Source organism: Sinorhizobium terangae (assembly GCF_029714365.1).
In the GTDB taxonomy this organism is placed as follows: domain Bacteria; phylum Pseudomonadota; class Alphaproteobacteria; order Rhizobiales; family Rhizobiaceae; genus Sinorhizobium; species Sinorhizobium terangae.
Genome location: NZ_CP121659.1, coordinates 3,679,207 through 3,701,403, shown reverse-complemented (window position 1 = coordinate 3,701,403; position 22,197 = coordinate 3,679,207). Strand labels below are relative to the sequence as shown.

General features: G+C 63.0%; 18 protein-coding genes. 1 reads left to right on the top strand and 17 read right to left on the bottom strand.

The genetic code is table 11. The features are described 5' to 3' along the window. Positions 1 to 142: 142 nt before the first annotated feature. Positions 143 to 667, top strand: coding sequence for a retropepsin-like aspartic protease family protein (locus QA637_RS17375; RefSeq protein WP_283062484.1), 525 nt, complete (start codon positions 143 to 145; stop codon positions 665 to 667). Here the strand turns inward: QA637_RS17375 and deoA are convergent. The 17 genes from deoA to QA637_RS17290 all read right to left on the bottom strand — a co-directional run bounded on the left by deoA (position 660) and on the right by QA637_RS17290 (position 22,150). Continuing rightward, on the bottom strand, positions 660 to 1,976 hold the full coding sequence (gene deoA / locus QA637_RS17370; protein ID WP_283064993.1) for a thymidine phosphorylase: 1,317 nt from the start codon (positions 1,974 to 1,976) through the stop codon (positions 660 to 662). The two genes, QA637_RS17375 and deoA, sit on opposite strands and share 8 nt — an antisense overlap. 8 nt (positions 1,977 to 1,984) lie before the next feature. Next, entirely contained in the window at positions 1,985 to 2,782 is a 798-nt protein-coding gene (locus QA637_RS17365; protein ID WP_283062483.1) for a purine-nucleoside phosphorylase, read from the bottom strand. After that, positions 2,779 to 3,171: a cytidine deaminase gene (locus QA637_RS17360; protein WP_184108395.1), complete on the bottom strand. Its 393-nt coding sequence runs from the start codon at positions 3,169 to 3,171 to the stop codon at positions 2,779 to 2,781. The genes QA637_RS17365 and QA637_RS17360 overlap by 4 nt, the downstream gene beginning before the upstream one ends. Positions 3,172 to 3,173: 2 nt before the next feature. Further along, positions 3,174 to 4,145 (bottom strand): ABC transporter permease, encoded by a 972-nt coding sequence (locus QA637_RS17355; protein ID WP_283062480.1) that lies wholly within the window; start codon positions 4,143 to 4,145, stop codon positions 3,174 to 3,176. A gap of 4 nt (positions 4,146 to 4,149) precedes the next feature. Further along, entirely contained in the window at positions 4,150 to 5,283 is a 1,134-nt protein-coding gene (locus QA637_RS17350; RefSeq protein ID WP_153441115.1) for an ABC transporter permease, read from the bottom strand. Further along, complete coding sequence (locus QA637_RS17345) at positions 5,280 to 6,815, bottom strand: ABC transporter ATP-binding protein (protein WP_153441114.1); 1,536 nt, start codon at positions 6,813 to 6,815, stop codon at positions 5,280 to 5,282. Before QA637_RS17345 ends, QA637_RS17350 begins: the two co-directional genes overlap by 4 nt. Before the next feature lie 221 nt (positions 6,816 to 7,036). Beyond that, complete coding sequence (locus tag QA637_RS17340; protein WP_153441113.1) at positions 7,037 to 9,289, bottom strand: heavy metal translocating P-type ATPase; 2,253 nt, start codon at positions 9,287 to 9,289, stop codon at positions 7,037 to 7,039. A gap of 130 nt (positions 9,290 to 9,419) precedes the next feature. After that, the gene (locus tag QA637_RS17335) at positions 9,420 to 11,582 is read right to left on the bottom strand and encodes a glycoside hydrolase (RefSeq protein ID WP_153441201.1); all 2,163 of its coding nucleotides are present in this window, start codon (positions 11,580 to 11,582) and stop codon (positions 9,420 to 9,422) included. Further along, entirely contained in the window at positions 11,582 to 12,580 is a 999-nt protein-coding gene (locus QA637_RS17330) for a glycosyltransferase family 2 protein (protein WP_153441112.1), read from the bottom strand. Before QA637_RS17330 ends, QA637_RS17335 begins: the two co-directional genes overlap by 1 nt. A gap of 60 nt (positions 12,581 to 12,640) precedes the next feature. After that, positions 12,641 to 13,009 (bottom strand): VanZ family protein, encoded by a 369-nt coding sequence (locus tag QA637_RS17325; RefSeq protein ID WP_153441111.1) that lies wholly within the window; start codon positions 13,007 to 13,009, stop codon positions 12,641 to 12,643. A 106-nt stretch (positions 13,010 to 13,115) separates the two neighbouring features. Continuing rightward, the gene (locus QA637_RS17320; RefSeq protein ID WP_234886988.1) at positions 13,116 to 14,213 is read right to left on the bottom strand and encodes a glycosyltransferase family 4 protein; all 1,098 of its coding nucleotides are present in this window, start codon (positions 14,211 to 14,213) and stop codon (positions 13,116 to 13,118) included. Between the two features lie 346 nt (positions 14,214 to 14,559). Next, entirely contained in the window at positions 14,560 to 15,804 is a 1,245-nt protein-coding gene (locus tag QA637_RS17315; RefSeq protein WP_153441109.1) for a glycosyltransferase family 4 protein, read from the bottom strand. Between the two features lie 9 nt (positions 15,805 to 15,813). Continuing rightward, complete coding sequence (locus QA637_RS17310) at positions 15,814 to 16,569, bottom strand: polysaccharide deacetylase family protein (protein ID WP_153441108.1); 756 nt, start codon at positions 16,567 to 16,569, stop codon at positions 15,814 to 15,816. Further along, complete coding sequence (locus QA637_RS17305; protein WP_283062478.1) at positions 16,562 to 17,893, bottom strand: O-antigen ligase family protein; 1,332 nt, start codon at positions 17,891 to 17,893, stop codon at positions 16,562 to 16,564. The genes QA637_RS17310 and QA637_RS17305 overlap by 8 nt, the downstream gene beginning before the upstream one ends. A gap of 13 nt (positions 17,894 to 17,906) precedes the next feature. Further along, the gene (locus QA637_RS17300; RefSeq protein ID WP_153441106.1) at positions 17,907 to 19,517 is read right to left on the bottom strand and encodes a GumC family protein; all 1,611 of its coding nucleotides are present in this window, start codon (positions 19,515 to 19,517) and stop codon (positions 17,907 to 17,909) included. Positions 19,518 to 19,689: 172 nt separating this feature from the next. Next, a complete protein-coding gene (locus QA637_RS17295; RefSeq protein WP_153441105.1) occupies positions 19,690 to 20,838 on the bottom strand; it encodes a GNAT family N-acetyltransferase in 1,149 nt (382 codons plus the stop codon). Then, positions 20,828 to 22,150: a lipopolysaccharide biosynthesis protein gene (locus QA637_RS17290; protein ID WP_153441104.1), complete on the bottom strand. Its 1,323-nt coding sequence runs from the start codon at positions 22,148 to 22,150 to the stop codon at positions 20,828 to 20,830. Before QA637_RS17290 ends, QA637_RS17295 begins: the two co-directional genes overlap by 11 nt. Positions 22,151 to 22,197: the final 47 nt, after the last annotated feature.

Here is a 22,197-nt window from a genome sequence, read left to right as displayed (position 1 = left end):
TAACCACATCATAAGACTTGCGTGCAGCCGCCGGATTCCCGGCGGCTTTTTTGCATCCCGTTAGCGATCTTCTGTTCAGATGGAGAAGCGCGTGTGGTCGCCTGCGACACCGACTACAGAATCGATGCCGGAGAGCTGAGCAATGTTTACACGTCTACTCGTCTTTGCCGGCGGCCTTGCTCTTGTCGCATTGGTCGTTCCCGACCTCGCGTCAAGCTATCTCGAACGACAGAACGCAGCGACGGCTGAAGACGCTCAGCGCACCGCGCCCGCTACCGCCGCCAAATATGCGAGCGGCAAGAGCATCGTCCTTGAAGCCGATCCAACCGGTCATTTCTTCGGCACGTTCCGCATCAATGGACGAGCGGAACGGGGTCTCGTCGACACCGGCGCAAGCACCATTGCCATCAACGCTTCGGCTGCCCGTCGATTCGGCATTTCCGTCGGCAGCCTCGCCTTCAGTGCGCGGGCGCAGACGGCCAACGGCATCGTCGAGGCAGCCTATGTCAGTCTGGATCGCGTCGAGATCGGCGGCATCACGCTCAAGGACGTCGATGCCATGGTCCTTCCCGACAAGGCGCTTTCCGGCATGCTCGTCGGCATGAGCTTCCTGAGCCGGCTATCGTCCTATCGTGTCGAGAACGGAGCGCTGTATCTCGTCAGGTGATGCGGGCGACAATGATCGGGCGCGGATCCGGCCTTCGGTCGGCGATCGTGTAGAGCGCCGCGACCCTTTTCGCTATGTCCTCGGCCGTGTTGCGATCGGCCGCATGGACGAATGCGATCGGCTCGCCCTTGCTCACTTTCGTCCCGAGCGGCTGCAGGCCCGAGAGGCCGACGCTGTGATCGATCCGGTCGTCTGGACGGGTTCGCCCGCCGCCGAGCGCAATCACCGCCATGCCGAGCTCGCGCGTCTCGCAGCTCGCAAGATAGCCGTCCCGGCTCGCCTCCACGGCCACCGCCACCGGCGCCCTTCTCAGATAGGCCTGCGGCCGGTCGACAAAGTCGGCCGGTCCTCCGAGCAGATGGACCATGCCGCCGAAACGCTCCATCGCGGCACCGCTTTCAAGCGCGTGACGCGCCATCGCTTCTCCCTGATCTGGATCGGGCGCCAGACCAGCGGCGACGAGCATCTCCGCGGCAAACGCCATGACGACTGTGTCAAGACGCGTGCCTTTTTTCTCGCCGCGCAGATAAGCAAGGCAGTTGTCGATTTCGAGCGCATTTCCCGCCGCGTCCGCGAGCGGCTCGTTCATGTCGGTGACCAGGGCCGACGTGCGAACGCCAGCACCGTTCGCGACATCGACGAGCGAGCGCGCGAGGATCTCGGTCTCGTCGGCATCGGTCAGGAACGAGCCGTTGCCGAGCTTAACGTCGAGCACAAGCGATTGGAGCCCTGCGGCAAGCTTCTTCGACAGAATGGAAGCGGTGATCAGCGGCACCGAATCGACCGTCGCGGTCACGTCGCGAACTGCGTAAAGGCGCTTGTCCGCGGGCGCGAGATTCGCGGTCTGACCGATGATGGCGCAACCGACTTCGTCGACCACTTTTCGAAAAAGCGCCGGGTCAGGCTGAATGTTGTAACCCGGAATCGATTCAAGCTTGTCGAGCGTGCCACCGGTATGACCGAGGCCCCGACCGGATATCATCGGCACCGCGGCACCGCAGCCGGCGACGATGGGTGCCAGCATCAGCGAAACATTGTCGCCGACGCCGCCGGTCGAATGCTTGTCGACGATCGGGCGACCGAGAGCACTCCAGTCAAGCGTGTCGCCGGAATCGCGCATCGCCAGCGTCAGCGCCACGCATTCGTCGCGGCTCATGCCGGAGAACCACACCGCCATCGCGAAGGCGGCAACCTGGCCTTCCGAGATGGAACCGTCGGCAATGCCCTTGACGAAGCCGGCGATCTCGGCCGCTTCGAGCTGGCCACCGTTTCTCTTCTGTCGGATGACTTCCTGTGGGAGCATGGTCAGGCCGCCGTTCAGGCTTCGCTCGCAATCATCTCTTTCAGGATCGCGGCCAGCCGCTTGCCGCCGACCGGCGCCATATCCTTCGTCTCGTGGTGGCTGAGTTCCGCGCCGGTCATGCCCGCGCCGAAATTGGTGATCACCGAGGCAGCAGCAACCCGCAATCCGAAGAACCGCGCCAGGATGACTTCGGGAACGGTGGACATGCCGACGGCGTCCGCCCCGAGAATGCGCGCCATCCTGATTTCGGCCGGCGTCTCGAAACTCGGGCCTGAGAACCACATGTACACGCCGCTCTGGAGCGGAATGCCAAGCCGGGCCGCAGCCTTCTGCATCCGCTCGGCAAGCTCGGCGTCATAGGCATTCGTCATCCCGACGAAGCGAGCGTCGCCCTCAACGCCGATCAGCGGGTTGGAGCCGGAAAAGCCGATATGATCGGCGATGCGCATCACCGAGCCCGGGGGCATATCCTCCCGCAGCGATCCGGCCGAATTGGTCAGGATGAGGCTTTCGATGCCGAGCCGCTTCAGCGTCTCGATCGGCGCGCGCATCGCATTGGCGTCGCCCCGCTCGTAATAATGCGCGCGGCCGGAGAGCATCACGACGGGCACGCCACCGAGCTTGCCCGCCACCAGTTCGCCGGCATGGCCGGAGACGCCGCCTGCCGGAAACCCCGGGATCTCTGCATAGGGGATGCGAACCGGCTTCTCGACGGCCTCGACCAGCGCACCTAACCCGGAGCCGAGCACAATCCCGTAGCGCGGCGCAAGGCCGCTAAGCTTTGTCTTCAGGAATTCCGCCGCTTCGCTCATCCGAGGATCTCTGTCTCAAAGCTGTGCGGAAGGAGATCGGAGAGCGCCAGCGTCTTCTTCACGCCCGTCTCGTCGCAGAGATAGATGCGTGTGCTTGCGCCGGAGAATTCCGCCAACCGCTGCCGGCAGCCGCCGCAGGGCGGACAGAGCGCAAGCTTTTCGGCGATGACGGCAACTTCCATGATCTTGCGCTGACCGGCCATGACCATGTGGCTGATTGCCGTCGTCTCGGCGCACCAGCCTTCCGGGAACGACAGGTTTTCGATATTCGCGCCGGTATAGATCTTGCCGTCCTCCGCCCGGATGGCGGCACCTACCGGGAACTTGGAATAGGGCGCATGCGCCTTTGCCATGGCTTCACGCGCAGCGAGGAACAGATCGTTCTCCATCATTAGCGCTCCTTCACGTAAGGCACGCCACCCGCCTTGGGCGGAATGGCCTTGCCGATAAAGCCCGCAAGCAGGATGACCGTCAGAATGTAAGGCAGCGCCTGCATCAACTGCACCGGAACCTGGCCGACAAGCGGCAGAGGCGTGCCCTGCAAACGGATGGCAAGGGCATCGAGGAAACCGAAGAGCAGGCAGGCGAGCATGACGTTCTTGGGCCGCCACTTGGCGAAGATCAAGGCCGCAAGCGCGATGTAGCCCTTGCCCGCGGTCATGCCCTTGACGAAACCGGCCGTCATCGCCAGCGACAGGTAGGCGCCGGCGAAGCCGCAGAGAATGCCGCAGCAGATGACCGCGCGGTAACGCAGCCAGATCACCGATATGCCAGCCGTATCGACCGCTCCCGGATTCTCACCGACGGCGCGCAGCCTCAGGCCGAAACGCGTGCGATAGAGGATCCACCAGCTTACCGGCACCATGGCGAAGGCAAGGTAAGTGAGCAGGAAATGCCCGGAAAGCAGATCCGCATAGATCGGCCCGAGGATCGGCACCTCCCGGATCGCGTCCGCCCCGGGGAAATTGATGATCTGGAATCTTGCGCCTTCGGCAAGCGCGGGCGTGCGGCCGCCCTGGCGGAACCAGGCCTCGCCGAGGATGACCGTGGAACCGGCGACGATGAAGTTGATCGCGACGCCCGAGACGATCTGGTTGCCGCGCTGGGTGATCGAGGCATAGCCGTGGACGAGCGACAGGAGCACCGAGATCAGGATCGCGGCGATGAGGCCGATCCAGACCGATTGGGTTACGGCGGCGACGGCGCCGGCCGCAAAGGCGGCACCCAACATCTTGCCTTCGAGGCCGATATCGAACACGCCGGCCCGCTCGGTGAAGAGCCCGGCGAGCGCCGCAAAGACCAGCGGCACGGAGACCCGGATCGTCGATTCCAGGAGCACGACGAGGACGTGGAAGAAATCCATGGCTTCAGGCTCCCTTGGTCTGGACGACGGCGGCCGCGCGCTGGCCCCGCATCGCGAAGACACGGGTAATCGCGGGGCGGAACATGTTTTCGAGCGCGCCGGCAAAGAGGATGACGAGGCCCTGGATGATGACGATCATGTCGCGTGAGATCGACGGCATTTCGAACGCGATCTCGGCACCGCCCTGGTAAAGCACGCCGAAGAGGATCGCGGCAGGAATGATGCCGCCCGGATGAGAGCGGCCCATCAGCGCGACCGCGATACCGACGAAGCCTGCGCCCTGGACGAAATCGAGCTGCATGCGGAACTGTTCGCCCATGATCGGGTTCAGCGCCATCATGCCGGCAAGCCCGCCCGAGATCATCATGGCGATGACGGTGATGCGGCTTTCGCGGATGCCGGCATAACGCGCGGCGGAGGGGCTGTGGCCCATGGTCCGCATCTCGTAGCCGAGTTTGGTGCGCCAGATCAGCACCCAGACGGCAAAGGCGGCGGCCAGCGCCAGCAGGAAGGAGATGTTGAACGGCGCCGTCCCGATGTTCAGACCGAAGATCGACAGCAGCCAGTCGAGTTTCGGCAGTTGCCCGCCCTCGGCAAAGGTGCGCGTCTGCGGCGCCATCGACCCGAGCGGCTTGAGGACCCGCGTCAACAGGTAGACCATCAGGCTCGAGGCAATGAAGTTGAACATGATGGTGGTGATGACGATATGGCTGCCGCGCTTTGCCTGCAACCAGCCGGGCAGGAACGCCCAGAGCGCGCCAAAGAAGGCCGAACCGATGATCGCGATCGGGAAGACCACATACCAGGGCATGGTCTGGTCCAGCCAGAGGCAGGCGAGCGCCACCCCGATGCCGCCGACATAGGCCTGCCCTTCACCGCCAATATTGAAGAGCCCACAGTGGAACGCCACGGCGACGGAAAGACCGGTAAAGATGAAGGTCGTCGCATAGTAGAGCGTGAAGCCGATATATTCGCCACGACCGAAGGCGCCGTTGATCAGGTGATAGGCGGCCTCGAATGGATTTTCGCCGACGAGCAGGACGACAAGTCCGGCGACGATGAAGGCGACGGCAAGATTGATCAGCGGGACCAGACCGTACTCGACCCAGCCCGGAAGCTTTGCATAAGGCGTGCTCATTCCGCGGCCTCCTTGCGGCCTTCGACACCGGCCATCAGGAGACCGAGTTCGCCCTCGGTCGCATCGGGGCTGCGCTCGCCGACGACACGTCCGGCAAACATCACGAGAATGCGGTCGGAAAGCGCGCGGATCTCATCGAGTTCGACGGAGACGAGCAGGACGGCCTTGCCCTGGTCGCGCATTTCGATGATCCGCTTGTGTATGAACTCGATGGCGCCGACGTCGACGCCGCGGGTCGGCTGGCCGATGATCAGCACGTCCGGTCCGCGCTCCATCTCGCGTGCAAGCACGATCTTCTGCTGGTTGCCACCGGAGAAATTGGCCGTCTTCAACCGGGCGTTCGGCGGGCGGATGTCGTATTTGGCGATCTTCTCCTCGGCATCCTCGCGGATCGCGTCGATGTTCAGGAAGACGCCGTTCAGGTAGCGCGGATCGTTGTGATAGCCGAGGATGGCGTTCTCGCTCTCTTCGAACTTCAGGACGAGGCCGACATGATGGCGATCCTCCGGCACATGCGCCAGCCCGCGAGCCCTGAGCGCGGCAGGATCTCTATGGCCGGTCACATCGACGGACTCGCCGTTGAGCAGCACCGTTCCGGAGGTCCCCTTGCGAATGCCGGCGATCGCTTCGAGCAGTTCCGATTGGCCATTGCCAGCCACACCGGCAATGCCGACGATCTCGCCGGCCCGCACCTCGAAGGAGACGTCGTCGACCATGGTGACGCCGCGGCTGTCCTTGACGGTAAGCCCCTGCACCGAAAGTTTCACATCGCCCGGGGAGCTCTCCCCCTTCTCCACCCGGAGCAGCACCCGGCGGCCGACCATCAGCTCGGCAAGCTCCTCGACAGAGGTCTCGCGGGTATTGCGGGTCGCGACCATCTCGCCGCGCCGCATTACCGAAACCTCGTCGGTGATCGCCATGATTTCACGAAGCTTGTGCGTGATGAGGATGATCGTCTTTCCCTGGGCCTTGAGCTGCCCGAGGATGCGGAAGAGATGATCGGCTTCGGCCGGCGTCAGCACGCCGGTCGGCTCGTCGAGGATCAGGATATCGGCCTTGCGGTAGAGCGCCTTCAGGATTTCCACGCGCTGCTGGAGACCGACCGGCAGCTCCTCGATCAGCGCATCGGGATTGACCTCGAGCGCGTATTCCTTCTCCAGCCGCTTCAGTTCTTGCCGCGCCTTGGCGATGCCCTTGTTGAGAACCTGGCTGTCCTCGGCACCGAGCATGACGTTTTCGAGCACGGTGAAATTCTCGACCAGCATGAAATGCTGGTGCACCATGCCGATGCCGGCCGAGATCGCCGCATTCGGGTCGCGGATCGAAACCGGCCGACCATTCACGACGATCTCACCGCTATCGGCCTGATAGAAGCCATAGAGGATCGACATCAAGGTCGACTTGCCGGCGCCGTTCTCTCCGATAATGCCGTGGATCGTGCCTTTGCGAACCTTGAGATTGATATTCTTATTGGCGTGGACGGGGCCGAAACTCTTATCGATCCCACGCAATTCGATGGCAATATTGTCCATATTGGCCCTGCGATCCCCAATCTCGCCCTGCTTCGGTCTTCGTCCCAAACCGTGCCGGCAATTTTTTACCATTTGGTATAAGTTTATCATCGATTTTCGGGCGCGAAAGCCCTCAATCGCGATCTCCTTATACTCTCACCGGATCGCTGGTGAGAGTCCAGCGTGAATATACACAGCCGTATCAGGCAATTGTCGCTGTAAAACGGCGACGGGCCGATTCTTCACGCCAAGGCCGGCGGCCGCAAGAGCCGCAAGGCGTTCATGGTCACCAGAACGGTGGCGCCGGTATCCGCCAGGATCGCCGGCCAGAGACCGGTGACGCCGGCGATGGTGGTGACGAGGAAGACGGCTTTCAAGCCCAGCGCCATGCCGATGTTCTGGTAGATATTGCGCATCGTCGCCCGCGAAAGCCTGACCATGGCGGCGATGTCGGAAACGCGCGCATGCAACGAGGCGGCGTCGGCGGTTTCGAGGGCAACATCCGTTCCACCGCCCATGGCAATACCGACATCGGCTGCTGCGAGCGCCGGCGCGTCATTGATGCCATCGCCTATCTTGGCAACGTGCAGCCCCTCGGTTTTCAGCGTGGCAACGATGCGCTGCTTATCCTCCGGCAGGAGCCCGGCACGGACCTCCATTCCAAGCGGGCGGCCGATCACCTCGGCCGTGCGGCGGTTGTCGCCCGTCAGCATGACGACGCGGATACCGGCGTCGCTCAGCGCTTTCACGCCCTTCGCTGCGTCGGCACGGGGCTCGTCGCGCATTGCCAGCGCCCCCGCGGCGCGGCCATCGACGACCAGCACGGAAACGGTTTTTCCCTCATCGTGAAGGCTCGCGATCCGCAGCTTCTCAGCCGCGGAGAGTGGCACGCGCTCCTCGGCTGCCTGTGGCGAACCGAGGAAAAGCATAACCCCGTCGACTGAGCCCTCGATTCCTTTGCCGCCGATCGACCTGGCGCTTGCGACCGGGGACAGCAGCAACCCGTCGGCATCGACGCGGTTGCGGATAGCCAGTGCAAGCGGATGCCTGGAACCCTGTTCAAGCGCGGCCGCATACCGAAGGATTTCCGCTTCCGCCAGGCCGAAGCCGACGACATCGGTGACCTTCGGCTTGCCTTCGGTAAGCGTGCCGGTCTTGTCGAAGGCGGCGGCGGTGATCCGGCCGATGCTTTCGAGGACGGCCCCGCCCTTCATCAACAGACCGCGTCGCGCACCGGCCGAGAGGCTCGCGGCGATCGCCGCCGGCGTCGATATCACCAGTGCGCAGGGGCAACCGATGAGCAGGATCGCGAGTCCCTTGTAGATCCAATCGCTCCAGGCCGCACCCCAGAGCAGTGGCGGCATCACCGCAACCAACGCGGCGACGATGACGACTGCCGGCGTGTAGTAGCGGGAGAAGCGGTCGATGAAACGCTCCGTCGGCGCCTTCATCTCCTGCGCTTCCTCAACCAGCCGGATGACGCGTGCAATGGTGTTGTCGGCGGAAGCGGCAGTGACGCGCACACGCAGCGCGCCGTCGCCATTGACAGTGCCGGCGAATACGCTGTCGCCCTCTTCCTTGCGAACGGGCGTGCTTTCCCCGGTCACCGGCGCTTCGTCCACCATGCTTTCGCCGGAAACAATCGCGCCGTCGGCCGGAATTCTGTCGCCCGGCCGCACGAGGATCGTCGCCCCGACCGGCAAGCTCTCGGCCGGGACCTCGCTTGTCCGGCCGTCAATCTCGATGAGTGCCGATTTCGGCACGAGCGCAGTCAGCGACTGGATGCTCGCGCGAGCCTTGCTGGCGGCGACGCCTTCCAGAAGCTCGCCAATCAGGAAGAGGAAAACGACCATCGCCGCTTCCTCGGTGGCGCCTATGAAGACCGCCCCGACGGCGGCAACGGTCATCAGCGTCTCGATCGAGAAGGGCGTGCCGGCAAGTGCTGCCATCAGCGCGCGTCTTGCAATCGGCACGAGGCCGACGAGCATGGCGAGCGTGAAAATCCAGGGCTCGGTCGCCGGTAGAAACTTGCCGGCACCATAGGCGACAGCGAGCGCGAGGCCGCAGGCAACGACAAGCTGTCCCTTGGCCGTCCTCCACCAGGGGCCGGCGGCAAAGGATCCACGGTCATGACTTTCGCTGAACACAGGGCGAGCCGTGCCGGAATGCCGATGGGGCGGTTCGCCCGCTGACGGATGGTGGTCGTGCCCGTGCGCGTGGTCGCAGCAGCCATGGTCGCCAGCGCCGGATGGCTTGCCGACCGTCGCGCCGGCGAGCGGCAGGAGCCGGTAGCCGAGGCCGCCGACCTTGCGCACGATCGCCGGGCCGACTTCGTGCCCGTCCGCATGACGAACGGTCATTGTGCCTGCGCTCACCGACACGCTGACATCCTGCACACCGCCCACGCGCCGCACGGCGGTATCGATCTTGGCCGCGCAGGACGCGCAATCCATACCCTCGATGCGATATCTGCTTTCCTGAACGTTGCCCGCCATTCCTTGCTCCTTGTGAAACCTGGAAGCAGGCTACGACCTCTAGTGGCTAGAGGTTCAAGAGCAAAAAACGCGCGTTGGCGTCCTTGGGTTGCAAGGGTGAGCAGTCGCGCTCGATTCTAGTTTTCGAGCTCTATTCGAACTCCAGAAGAAAATAGGTGGTCGGCCCGTCGGGCGCATCGTTCGAAAGGCGGAACGAGATCGGCCCTGCACCGCTTTCAACCGGCGAATGAACGGTGCCGTCGAGGCCGATGGGTGACAGTTTCCATTTCACTGCGCTTCTCGACAGGGACAAGTCGACTTCACCCTTTCGGATCAGGACCGGCAATCTGCCGAAATCCGTGATGACCTTTTCTTCGCTGTCACGAAAGATCATGCCGGTGTTCTGGGCATCGGTCGCAAAGATCAACAGAAAACGCCGGCTATTGGCGAGGGTTGCGGGCGTGTCGAGCGCCGACAGCGCGACAAGCCCGTTCCCATCTGACCGTTCTATCCGCAGAATACCGAGGTCGATCGGCTCACGAAGGGAGGAAAATGCGGCGGCTTCGGTCGAAGGCGTCGCGACTCGCAATTGCCCGGTGGCGCGCTGCAGCACGATCTCTCCCGTGTCGCTCTCATAGAGCCCTCTTTCGATGTCCGTGGCATTGCCGGCTGGAAGGATGCCGATGTCGCGGAACTCGGCGAGAATGTCCGCACTCGCCTGGTTCCGCGGTTGCGCGACGCCGATCTCGAGTCGCGACGGGTCCGAGCGCTTCAAGCCTATGCGGCCGACTAAAGCCAGATCGGTCAATTGCTCCGGCTCGCGCGCCTGCATGTCCTCGCCAAGATCGTCCTCGCCGCGCACCGCAAAGGGGATCGTGATGCCCGAGGTCGCCACGTCTCCCCGCCGGTAGACGAGCGCCGCAAGCGTTTCACCCGCCCGGGCGACCGGATCGAGGGCGATCGCATAGGGAAGCATCGCCTTCTTGTGAGGATAGGGCTCACCGTAGGCGAGCGCGATCGGCCCATGGCCATGCCTGCAGAGCACATCCCAACCCTGCAGCGCCGCATAGGCCGGCATCACGAGTCCCGCTTCGTAACGATAGCGGTTCCAGAAAAGATGATCGTATTCGCTGACGACGAAGGGTTTTCCGAACCAGCGCGCGGCGGCGACCATCCGCACATAGTTGGCGCTGTCCGCGATCGAGCTTGCCTGCAGGAGTGAGCTCCCCGGAGAATAACCGCCGACCCAATCGTGATAGGTATTCATCGTCACGGCCTCGAGGTCGCGCCTGCTCAAGCCCGTCTGCACTGTCGGCCAGTTGTTGTAGGTGCTGATCAGCCCCTTGTATCCGAGGTCGCGCAGGGTCTTGCTCATCCGCGCCGCCGATGATCGCTCTACCTCCACGATGAAGGCCTGGAGGTCGCGCAAGCGGGGAGTGTCGGCGTAACGATCGGCGGGCAATTTCACGGAGGCTGCTTCGAGCCGTTCGTCGTCCTCAAGATCGCCCCAGGCTTTCGCGAGCGCCTCGGTCGACGCGTAGCGTTTCTGAAGCCACCGGTTGAAGGGCAAGGCCAGAGCCGGATCATAGGGCGGCTTGCCGGGGCGATCATGCACGACGCCGTCGAACTCGATGCCGTTCTCGTTGGCGAGGATCACCAGCGCCAGAGCCTCGTCACGGATCGGCGCCACGCCCGTATAGGGATTGATCCGCGCCAGGAATTTCTCCTGCAGCGTCCTCCAATGGGCGAAAGCTTCCTCATCGAAATGAAGCTGGAGCTTCAGGTTTCCGCTAGCGTCCCAGCGATCGTCGTAGCCGCCGTAGGCACCGCGCGGCGACGACAGGCCGTCCATGATCCAATGGATGCCGTTGCGCTTGAGCGCGGCAAGGAGGTAGTGGATGCGGTCGACCGTCTCCGGATCGAAGTCGAAATCCTCCTGCCGGCCGAACATCAGGCTCGCATCGGTGAAGTGCAGCCGCGCGATGTTGTAGCCATGCAGCGCCAGTTGACGGGCATAACGGTCGGCGCCGTCATGATCGGGAAAACCGCCGGACGCCGGGCTCCAGGCGAGCGAGGCGCAGAGCATCCGGACCGGTTTCTCCGGCGCTTCAGCGAAGGCGAGTTGACCCGTCGGGCCGGCAATCAGCCGATGGCCCGCATCGATGGTCTCGTTCGGCAAGAGAGGCGAGAAGTCGAGCGGACTGCCCGTCTGAACCTCGAGCGAGATTTCCCGGACCGGCAGCCATTGGTCGGAGGCGTGAGCTGGCAAACAGCTGAGGAAAATCGTTGCTGCGGCCAGCGGTAGGCGGCTCATCATGCGGGCTTGCCGAGGATTCTGCTCTCGATCGGCGCGCCCGGCTTTAGCCGCGACCGGAACAAGCCAACCGGTAACGCCGCGGCATGGAAGAACCAGGCAACGACCGTATAAAGGCCCATGCCGAGGCTGCCCTTCTTGAGGCTGACCAACAGCACAACAGCCGCAAACATCGCCGAGACCGATGCTATCGCCATGCCTTTGTGCGGCAGGAACAGGATCAGGCCGAGAGACAGCGCCCACCAGAGATAGACGAGCGCCCACAGTTTCAGTTCCGGCAGTTCCCGCAGCACCTGAAGGAAATAAGGCTTTCCGAGCGAAGCACGCAGCAATTCGCCGATGCCATAAAGATATTTGCTCTTCCAGCGACGGACGAGCAGGCGGTAGGAATTGACGGTGTGACCGAAATGCTGGACGAAGCGGCGGTCGAGGCGATGGAGACCCCAGCCGGCGCTTCGAAGCCGCACACCGAGCTCGAACTCCTCGTAGCCGTGAAGATTCCGGTCCGAAAGATAGCCGACGTCCTCGATGGCGGCGCGCCGATAGAGGCCGCCTCCATTCATGCGGTCGATCGGGCCAATGCGGTTCTCCGGCGCATTGCGGTTGACGCGCCGGGCGAATTCCAGGTTGGAAACGAGCTTCTCCTCCACGTGGCCAGTGACACCGCCTACCGAGGGATTTTCCGCGAGAAAGGCGATCGCCTCGTCGAGAAAGCCAGCATCGAGCAGCATGTCGCCGTCCATCAGGCAGACGAAGGGATGTCGGGAATATTGGAAGCCGAGCTGCGGCCCGATACCGCAGCTCGGAAGCGCCGGCGGGACGATCTGCGCGATGGTGACGGGATATTGCGCGGCGATCTCCACGGTCCGGTCGGACGATCCGCTGTCGGCAATGATGATTTCGCCCTCCTTGCCCGCCAGCGCCGCAACGACGCTTTCGATCGTCGCGGCGATCCGCTTCTCTTCGTTCAAGGTCTTGATGATGACGGATACTGTCAAAAGAGCCCCCAAGATATCGGCAGGGTGTCGCGAGCGCCAAAGCCGTTCCCGCAGCGTTTTCTAACCGGGATAATTTGAGTTTTGGTTTATTCGCGGCAGCCGCCGCGCCATCAACCAACCCGCAGCAATGCCACACGCCCCGCCCGCGAGCTTGACCGCAAGGTCTCCCAAACGCGCGTGACGATCCATGGACAGCATTTGCAGCAATTCGAATCCGACCGCCGTACCAAGCACGATTGCAACGACGAACGGCAAACGTCCCGGATAGCCGATCATGAATAGAAAGCCGAGGAGTCCGAAAGCGCCAAACCTTTCGACATGCACCCATGTGCCGATATGGGGGCGCATGCCGATCGGAGACAGCGTCGAATAGGCGATCACGCCGAACAGCAGCCAGGCGAGCAGTGATGCGATGCGTCTGAAATTCATGCTTCAATCCAAATCGTCGTGACCTGTCTTCCCCGGATCGGCACCGGCCCCAAGGAAAAACGCGCATCCGTGCAAAGCATTACCGCGGCGCCGCGGGAGGGCCGGCTTACTTCGACAACAGTGACCCGTATACCGCAAGCGTCTTTGCGGCGACCCCCGTCCAGCTATAGGTGAGCTCGGCATGCCTGATCTTCGAAAGGACCTGCTCCTCGCTCGGCGGGTTGGCAATCTTGCTGCCGATCGCCGTCGCAAGCGCGTCGATATCGCCCAGCGGAAAATAGTCGTCGGAAGGCAGGTCCAGCTCGCGGTTGGCGACGATGTCACTCGCCAGCACCGGCAGGCCGTGGGCCATTGCCTCCAGGAGCGCAATCGGCATGCCCTCGTGGCTGGAAGGAAGCACGAAGAGGGCGGCGTTGGCGAAGAGCTCCGCCAGCCGATCGCCGGTCTGAAAGCCTGCCAGAACGACGCCCGCGACATTTGCGGTCATTGCCCGCACCTGTTGAACATAGGGCGTCTCGAACTCCCCGTCACCGGCGAGCACGAGCTTGAAGTCGGCGCTGCCGAGCTTTGCGAATGCCTGGATCAGGTCGGTCTGGCGTTTTTCCGGGACAAGCCGGGCGGCCAGCAGAATATATCGGCGCGGCGCCAGTCCGAACTCGTCGAGGATGCCGGTACCGCCGCGGACGGGCGAAACGGCAACGCCGTTCGGGACAAAGGTTACGGCTGCCCTGTGCCGCTCTCCCATGGCGTGAACGATTTCCTTCGAAATCGCGATGCGGCCGTGAGAAAGACGCATGCCCATGAACTCCCCGAGACGCAGCATGCGCTTGGCGAAGGTACCCCATTTCTGCCGGTCGTAGTCGTAGCCATGATGGGTGACGACCACCTTCATGCCGAGAAGCCTTGCGAGCGGCACAAGGAGCGCCGGTCCAACTGCATGAATATGCAGGATATCGGGTCGGCGCAAAGCCGCGAAACAGACCCCCACGAACGTATGCACGAAGGCTTCCAACGCCATCAGTCGCGGTGCCCAGAGCGGAAAGACGCGAATTCCGTTCCACGAAAACGACGACGGCTTCTGAAGGTAGTGACGGCGTCCGATGACGTCGGCGTCCCAACCATGCTCGACGAGCTTGCCCGCGAGCATCTCTACATGCTTCTCGACGCCGCCTTGGACGTTCGGGATGCCGCGCAAACCGAGCATCACGACGCGCCGCCGGCCACGCCGGCCGGCCTGAGACCGAGGAATGCTTGCGAGCTCTTCCGGAAGACCGGCGCCGCGGCCACCAGCGGCCGTCCTCAGCTCATCCGCCACGGTCGACGGGACTTGACCGGCAGCCATACTGTGTGCGCGCGGCAAGGCGCCCGATTGCGCCATCCGATTTCTCGAGACTCCGGACTTTCTGCTCATGGTTGTCAGCCCCAGGGATTTCCCTTGGGTATGCACCGCAAGCGCCTACGCTCTCCGTAAGAAATTCCTTAAACTTCGAAGGAAATGCGCGAAAATCAGACGATTGCGCAGTAGGGATGCTGCAGCAGCGTCCAGCTTCTTAGGCAGCCCCAAGCGCTGCGTAGACGTCGAGCGTCCTGGCGCGATAGGCCGCCGCGGAGAACTCGCTGGCGATCCAGGCGCGGCCCGCAGTGCCCATTTGCGCGCGAGCGGCTGGTGCAAGCGCCGCCATGGCACTCAAGGCGCTGGCGAGATCTTCGACATCGCCGGGCGCCGCCAGCAGGCCGGTCTCGCCTTCCTTCACCATTTCCGGAATGCCGCCGATCGCCGCGCCGATAACCGGGCGCCCGAGCGCATAGGTCTCAAGAATGCTGACAGGTGCGTTCTCGTACCATTCGGAGGGAAGCACGAGCCCCAGGGACTGGCCGATCAGGCGATGCAGATCCTCACCTGAAAGATAGCCGGCGAAGCTTACGTCCGCGCCGAGCTCGGCCGCGAGTTGCCGAAGGCCCGCCTCCTCCGGTCCGGTACCGGCGATTATCAGCCGCTGTTTCGAGAGGGCGACGGCCCGGATCAGCGTCGCAATCCCCTTCTCCGGAGCAAGCCGGCCGGCAAAGACGAAATAGTCTTCCTCCTGCCAGTCGTCGCGATACTCCTCGACATCGACGAAGTTCGGGACGTGGACCATCTTCTCGTGCGGCCAGTTCCATTCGGCCAGCTTTTCCAGGTAAAACCGGCTCGGCACCACGAGGCGATCCACCCGTTTGCGGTAGAGTCCGAGCAGGCGGTGCAGCATGGTTTCGGCGAGCACAACGGCGCTGAGCGATACGGAGTCCTTGACGCAACGGTGACGCAGCACATTGTAGATGCGCCCGCCGCTGCAATCCTCGCAGACCTTTCCGTCGCGGAGCATCTTGTAGGACGGACAGGCAAGCTTGAGGTCGTGAACGGTCATCACCACCGGAATGCCGGCGGACTTGAGTGTCGAGAAGATTGCCGGCGACAGATGGTGATAGACATTGTGGGCGTGGGCGACCGACGGCCGCACTTGCTCGATGAGCCGTCCGATGTTGCGCTGCGCCTCGAGGGAATAGATGACGCTCGCGGCTTGAGAGACTTTCCGCAGCAGGCCCGTCTGCCGGCCGTATTCGATTTCCGATACGAAATAGCCCGACCACGGCGAAGCTTCGTTGCGATCGTGCTGCATGGCGAACGGCACGACGTCCCAGCCGATCTCACCGAACATGCTCATGTGATCGAAAAACACCGTCTCCGCACCACCGCGGCGATAGAAGTAGTTGTTGATCGCAAGCAACTTTTTCCTGGCATTCCCGAAACTCGCCATCCGTGCATCTCACCAGTTGATCCGGTCGAGCACCTGATCGACCGGAAGCACCTGGCATCCCTTGTCGACCGCATGGCGGACCAGATGATCGAAGGTTTCCGGCGTGCAGCCATAGGGCGTTGGCGACGGGGCGATGTCATGTGTGAAGAAGACGAGCCAGCCCGGGCGCTCGACGACGTCGTCTATCCAGCGCGTCAGCGCGCGTGCATGCTGCTCCGGCTGCCGGATCTCGACGCCCTTGAGCATCAGCGGATCCACCATTCCGCGATTGATGGCCTCACCGCCAGCCCGACAGGTGCGATAGCGCCTGCGAAGCTCCGGACGCGCCAAGGGCCAGGCCGCATTGTACGGAAAGGCGAAATTTGCCGGAGCGGAGGCAACACCGACGCCATCGAGGTAGGCCGCATTGCGGTCGAGATCGCGGCCAAGCGCGGACATGTCCCGCATCCTGCGATGCGAGAAGGTGTGGCAGCCGATTTCGTGTCCGCGCGCGAGCAGTTCACTGCAGCCGGCAGGTGAGATCAGCGTTCGGTCCGGTTCCACCTGCCCTGCAAGCCCGCCAGCGATGTAGAAGGTGCCGCGCGCACCGTGCTGCTCCAGAATGGCTGCCCCGTAGTCGAGTGCCGTGTCGGGAACGTCGTCGAAGGTGAAGGAGACGAGCGGCACCTCGGTTTCGAGCCTCAGCCGTTGCCGGGCAAAGCGCCAGATCAGCCGGTTTGCCAAGCGATCGACCAACCCGTCGATCTTCCGTGCGATCTCAGGCATGCGCCACCTTTCTGCTTTTCACCGATTGCCGATCGACCGTCAAAACCGCCGACGACTGGAGATGCAGGCCGTAGAGCGCGAACATGAACGTGAACCAGATGAGGTTCCCGCCTTCGAAGAACAACGTCTCGAGGCCGGCATGGAAAATCGTGTAAAGCCAGACGCGAATGAACAGCCGCGTGAGATGGGAGTGCTCGCGATCCGGAGCGATCCGGGAGATGTCGCGAAGCGGCAGCAGAATGACCCAGATGACGGTCAGGATCAGCCCGGGAAATCCGGTCATCAATGCTGTGTCCAGGTAGGAATTGTGCCCGTTGGCCGCGGCGACGGCCCACGTTTCCACCGATCCGCCGCTGTAGACCAATTCTTCCGTCTGCCAGAAGGCCCTGAAGCCATAGCCAAGCAACGGATGCTCCGCGAGCGCCGAGAAGGCGAAGCGCCAGATGTCGGCCCGGTTCGTGAAAGTCGCGTCGATACCAAGCCCGCTAATGAACTCACCGAGCGGAATGAAGACGGCCGAGCCCACGGCGAAGAGATTGAAGAGCCCGACGCCACCGACGGCGATCGGAATGCGCAGGAATCGCGCATGCTCGAAAAGCCATGCGAGGATCAATATCCCCGGAAGCATCGCCGTCGAGGTCTTTCCACCGGTGTGGACGAGAAAGACGCAGGACAGCGCAATGATCGCGATGCCGGCGAGGCGCGACCAGGTGTTCATGACGAAGAAACCGAAGAAGGCGCCAATCACCATCGCGGCGGCGGCGCTGTTCTTGTGCGGAAAATGGCCTCGCCACAACCCAGCATTCATCGGTTCACGCAGTTCCGAAGCCTGATGGATGGCAAGCGTCGGCTTGAAAAGGATGCCGTAATAGGCAACCGCCAGCATGATGAGCGTGCCGATCCCGAGCATCTTGGCGAAATGCCGTTCCGAAGCCGGCATCAACAGATAGATGCTGGCGTTAACCGCCATCATGACGCTGAGAACGACGCCCTTGATGCCCAAGATCGGATGCGCGGAAATGACCGAAACGAGAAGAAACCAGGTGAACAGGACGGCCAGAAGGAGGCGCGGCTGCAGGATCATATTCCGCATCGGATGAAGCACGCCGTAGCAAAGCGTGCCGGCGAAGAGAGCCAGGGATATGATCTGATTCAGCCGACTGGAATTGCCGGCCGAGGGGTCCAGGATCGCCTCACCCGTCAGGTCGACAAAGGGGTCGATGGAGATCCACAGGAACAGGAACATCGCCATGAACAGAAAGGTTCCGGCCGGCGCCATCAGGGTCTCGGTGGACCGGTCCTCGCTGTAGGTGGCACTGCTCATACCTGCGGCTCCCTTATCCGGCTATCGGCCGCGCGCCGCGAACGTACCTCCACAGGCCAAGGCTCAGCGCGGCTGCCACACCGATGAGGAGCCCTGCCACGCCGCCGGCAATCAGGAGGATGAACGTCCGGGGCGGCCAGGTTCGGGAGTTCGGCGGCATCGCGCGCGAGATGACGCGGACATTGGTCGCGTCGATCTGCTGGCGCTCGGCGATCTGCTGGGCGCGAGCGAGGTGCGTTTCATAGATCGCCGCCTTTGCCCGCGCGTCGCGCTCCAGGTCGCGCAGCTGCACCTGGGCCTCGTTGTCGGTGAAGACATTGGACTTCTCGGCGCGTGCCTTGGCGCGCAGCGCGTCGAGGGCGGATTGCTCCCGGTCGAAATCGGCTTTCGCGCGCTCCAGGATACGCCGGGCCTCCTCGTCCATGGCGGCTTCGAGCGTCGTGCGTTCGGAGCGCGCGGAAACGAGGCGCGGGTGCCTTTCGCCGTAGATCAGCCGCATCGAACCGATCTGCTGCTGCAGCGTGTTATACTGCTGCCGCAGGCTCGTCATGTTGGCGGATTCGAAAACCGAAGCGCTCGCCGTCTGCTTGTTAGCGATCGCCGCGCTCATCTGCTTGTAACGCGTCTCAGCCTGGATGAAGCCTTGCTGGGCGGCCAGCACCTGGGTGTTGAGCTCGCTGGAAAGCTGGTTGCTGACGAGCTCGCCGTTGGTCGACTGCAATCCATTCGCACGGCGGAAATCCTCGACCTTCTTCTCGGCCTCGGTCACGTTGCGGCGCAGTTCGTCAAGGCGGGCGTTCAGGTTCTGGGCGACGCGGCCGGCGCTTTCCGCGGCCGATTGGAAAAGCTCCGTTTCAAAGGCATCGACTATCGCGTCCGACAGGACGACGGCCTTCTCCGGTTCCTCGCTCCAGACCTTCATGACGACGACGAAGGAGCGTTCCTCCCGCCGCGCCTCGACCCGCTCCGTCAGAGCGCGCAGCGCCGCCAGGTGATTGTCGGCGGCTTCCTCCTGATCCGACCGGAGCAGGTTCTTCAGAAAATCCAGCGGGGACGGTTTGACGAACTCAACATCCTTCGTCAGTTGCAGCTTGTCGATGACGCGCGCCAGAACGTTGCGCGACGTGAGAATCCTGAGCTTGCTTTCGACCTCCAGCAGTTGCGCGTCGCGCTGCGGGTTGCTGGTGAAGACGTCATCGCTGACAACGTTGAGGTTGGACGGATCGACGACGATGTCGGTATAGACGGTGTATCGCGGCGACGCCGTCAGCGCATAGGCAAGGGCAGCGGCAACGCAAAGAACGACGGCAAGGACGATCCACCGCATTCCGTCGCGCAGCCATAGGATCACGTCATCGATGCCGATCTCGCCGATGAGTTGGAAGCGAGTGAGCCATTCGCCAACGGTCGGCTGTACCGGTTCCCGGGCTACCGGGCGCGGCGGAGAATTCACCGCGCGGAACGACGCCCTGCGGTCTTCGGAGCCGCGGACCTCAGGAAGAATTGCCTCTTCCTCCTCCGGTGTGGGGACGAGATCGAGCAGCGAGCCTTCGCCGGAGCGAAGCCGCCGATAGCGTGTCTGCAGGCGTAATCCTTGTTCTTCGGGCTCGCTCCGCCGATACATCCGTCTTTTCCCCACGCATGCCCTTGAAGCCAGCAAAGAGCGCCCTGCGTACCCCGCATCGATTGTCAAGAACTAGGCTGGCAGGGTGAATATTCCGTTAAGTACAGCTTGCGGTCGGTAACCTTCCGCCGCCCTCGTGATCAGTGCGGCCGGAAAAACACAGCACCTTTCCTTAGAAATCCGTGAGCAGCCTGCTCCAGCTCTCCGAGGCGAGGCCGCCGATATAGATGTCATTGCGCGCTGCCGCGTCCATGAGGTCGGCGTGACGCGTGACCAAGCAGAAGTACCCGCGGTGACGGAAGGACAGCCATCGCTGGCGCGAGATGGCATTCATCAGAAAGGGCTGTGCCATGCCGACCGCGGCGGCATAGCCCTCGCGATCGAGTGAGGCGAACATTTCGGCAGTGACGTCGAATTCGCGTCCCTCCTCGCAAAGCACGTTCAGCACATTGGCGATCCGGTTCCCTTTGCCGAAGAAGAGGAAGGCACCGACGGTCCGGCCGCGTTCACAAATCACCTTCCGGCACTGCAACGCGCCAAGACTTCTGTTCAACGAGGCAACGCCGGCGAGCCAATCGAATTCGGATTTCGACCAGATCGGGCGAACCGAAAAGCGCTTGAGCATCGGTCCCGCGCACTGGCGGAATTCCTCAAGGCTTGTCGGCCTCGTCTCGAATCCCGGTACCGAACTCGGTTTCGTCGACGGCGCCCGCCAACGCAGGGCGTGATCCGCCAAACCAAGCGCGCCGATCACGGCACGCGACCGCGTCAGCGGAACGCGCCGGCTCGCAAGGAGAGCGCCCGCGACGAACGGCCGAAAGGAACGTCGCCATTCGAGACTCTGGATGGGCAGAACGACGCCGCCGCCGGCAACCCAGTGGTCGGCGCTCACCGGAGACGAACTGTCCGAAAAACACATCTCCTGGCGCGCCGCGCGCATCATGCGGGCAAGACGCGCGGCACCCGCTGCACCGGCCTTGCCGTCCGCCATGAAGGCGCAGAGAAGCCGGGCGACGGTTGGGCGGCCGTGGACCAGGAACTCGAATGGAAGCGCAAGAATCGCGCTGTCGATGTCACCTGCGCCATTCTCGTGGACGACGCTGCCGCACGCCGGAGTATAATGGGGACTGCCGAAGAAGACGGTCTCCAGATAGTGCTCGAGGTCTTCTCCCCCCTCATGGTCGGTCTTGCGGAAAACCTTCTTGAACAGCTTGCCGATCGTGGGGACGTCGGCGCGCTCCATGGCCCTTATGCCGACGGATCGGCACAGGTCGGTTTCGCCGGCCGGCGCCGATTGAGCACCCCGCAACTCAGCCTTCATGCACCATCCTTGCCGAAGCCTCCGGCCGGCCGGCCTGCTCCCTGTCGTGCCGGACGAAATGCAGGAACACACTCCATGTGGCGACAACCATCGCAATCTCGATCACATAGAACGAAACGAATGTGCCGACAGGCGGGGCATACCAACTCGCCCACGCGGCGAGCGCCGCCCCCGCTACGCTGCCAAGTCCCATCACCGTCGCCCGGGCAGCGTGGTAACCCGAGGCGCCGAGCGCTTCCACCGCTACGGACCAGATGGCCATCGGTACGATGACCCAGCAAAGCTTTCTGACGAATGCGACGAGAGAAATGTAATCCTGGCCGAACAGATAGGGCAGGATCGGCGCCAACACGAAAACCACCACGGCCGCAGCGACGCTGATGGCGGTGGAGGCGATCAGCACCTTTCGCACCCGCTCCAGCGCATGGTGCAGCCCAGCCGCGGAAATTCTTGCCGAACCGGGGTAAATGAGGCGATGCAGCGCCTCGACGGACAGATAGCTGCTCTCCAGCATCCGGCGCGCAACACTGTAGCTCGAAACGATCTCAGCGGTCGCGACGAGACTGAGGACCAGCAGGTCGGCGTTCTGGCGCACCGCGCGCAGGATAAACGGAATGCTGAAATAGAGGCCTTGCGGCAATTCCTCCCGCACGATGCAGTAGCGTGGCCGGCCGAGCCCCTTAATGGCCCATATGCAGGCCAAGGCCGCCAGAACATGGCACACGAACTGCCAGACGGCCCATGACGCGACCGTGGCGACGCCGAAGGCAATACAGGCAAGCGCCGCCGCAACTGTCCGCGCGACCGCGAAACCGACTACGACGACATTCGCCGAAGCGAAGTCGGAATGGGCGAGAAAGATCTGCTCCACCAGCACAATGATGCGAACCAGCACGACATTGGTCACGAGCATCAGGGTGATCACCGCGACGTTCGTCAGCGGTTCGGCGGAAAGCTTGAGAAAGAATGGCAGGACGGCAGCCCCGATCAGGACCAGCGCCGCGCCGCTTGCCGCAGTCAGGATGATGTTGTGACCAAGCATTTGCGGATAGATGGCGCGATCGCGTGCGACCCGGCGCACCAGGCATTCCATGGCGCCGAGCCCGCACAAATGAACGGCTATGTTGGCGATTGCGGTAACCGCAACGAAGATACTGAACTCATGGACACCGAGCCAGCGAGCCAGGATAGCGAAGGTCAGAAGCTGCGCCGCGGACCCGACGACGAGACTGCCGCCGGAGGCAACATAGGATAGGAGCATCGGCAGAAATGGCTTGTACCTGCCCGGTTCTGTTGCGCATTCCGAAGCCATTGCGATCTGCCTTTGACGACTGCCCGACGTTGTGCACGGCATTCGGG

What these genes read in the sequence shown, in the direction of transcription:
- QA637_RS17375 (WP_283062484.1), top strand. Translation starts at nt 143, where the DNA reads ATGTTTACACGTCTACTCGTCTTTGCCGGCGGCCTTGCTCTTGTCGCA.
- QA637_RS17365 (WP_283062483.1), bottom strand. Translation starts at nt 2,782, where the DNA reads ATGAGCGAAGCGGCGGAATTCCTGAAGACAAAGCTTAGCGGCCTTGCG.
- QA637_RS17360 (WP_184108395.1), bottom strand. Translation starts at nt 3,171, where the DNA reads ATGGAGAACGATCTGTTCCTCGCTGCGCGTGAAGCCATGGCAAAGGCG.
- QA637_RS17355 (WP_283062480.1), bottom strand. Translation starts at nt 4,145, where the DNA reads ATGGATTTCTTCCACGTCCTCGTCGTGCTCCTGGAATCGACGATCCGG.
- QA637_RS17350 (WP_153441115.1), bottom strand. Translation starts at nt 5,283, where the DNA reads ATGAGCACGCCTTATGCAAAGCTTCCGGGCTGGGTCGAGTACGGTCTG.
- QA637_RS17345 (WP_153441114.1), bottom strand. Translation starts at nt 6,815, where the DNA reads ATGGACAATATTGCCATCGAATTGCGTGGGATCGATAAGAGTTTCGGC.
- QA637_RS17340 (WP_153441113.1), bottom strand. Translation starts at nt 9,289, where the DNA reads ATGGCGGGCAACGTTCAGGAAAGCAGATATCGCATCGAGGGTATGGAT.
- QA637_RS17335 (WP_153441201.1), bottom strand. Translation starts at nt 11,582, where the DNA reads ATGAGCCGCCTACCGCTGGCCGCAGCAACGATTTTCCTCAGCTGTTTG.
- QA637_RS17325 (WP_153441111.1), bottom strand. Translation starts at nt 13,009, where the DNA reads ATGAATTTCAGACGCATCGCATCACTGCTCGCCTGGCTGCTGTTCGGC.
- QA637_RS17320 (WP_234886988.1), bottom strand. Translation starts at nt 14,213, where the DNA reads ATGCTCGGTTTGCGCGGCATCCCGAACGTCCAAGGCGGCGTCGAGAAG.
- QA637_RS17315 (WP_153441109.1), bottom strand. Translation starts at nt 15,804, where the DNA reads ATGGCGAGTTTCGGGAATGCCAGGAAAAAGTTGCTTGCGATCAACAAC.
- QA637_RS17310 (WP_153441108.1), bottom strand. Translation starts at nt 16,569, where the DNA reads ATGCCTGAGATCGCACGGAAGATCGACGGGTTGGTCGATCGCTTGGCA.
- QA637_RS17305 (WP_283062478.1), bottom strand. Translation starts at nt 17,893, where the DNA reads ATGAGCAGTGCCACCTACAGCGAGGACCGGTCCACCGAGACCCTGATG.
- QA637_RS17300 (WP_153441106.1), bottom strand. Translation starts at nt 19,517, where the DNA reads ATGTATCGGCGGAGCGAGCCCGAAGAACAAGGATTACGCCTGCAGACA.
- QA637_RS17295 (WP_153441105.1), bottom strand. Translation starts at nt 20,838, where the DNA reads ATGAAGGCTGAGTTGCGGGGTGCTCAATCGGCGCCGGCCGGCGAAACC.
- QA637_RS17290 (WP_153441104.1), bottom strand. Translation starts at nt 22,150, where the DNA reads ATGGCTTCGGAATGCGCAACAGAACCGGGCAGGTACAAGCCATTTCTG.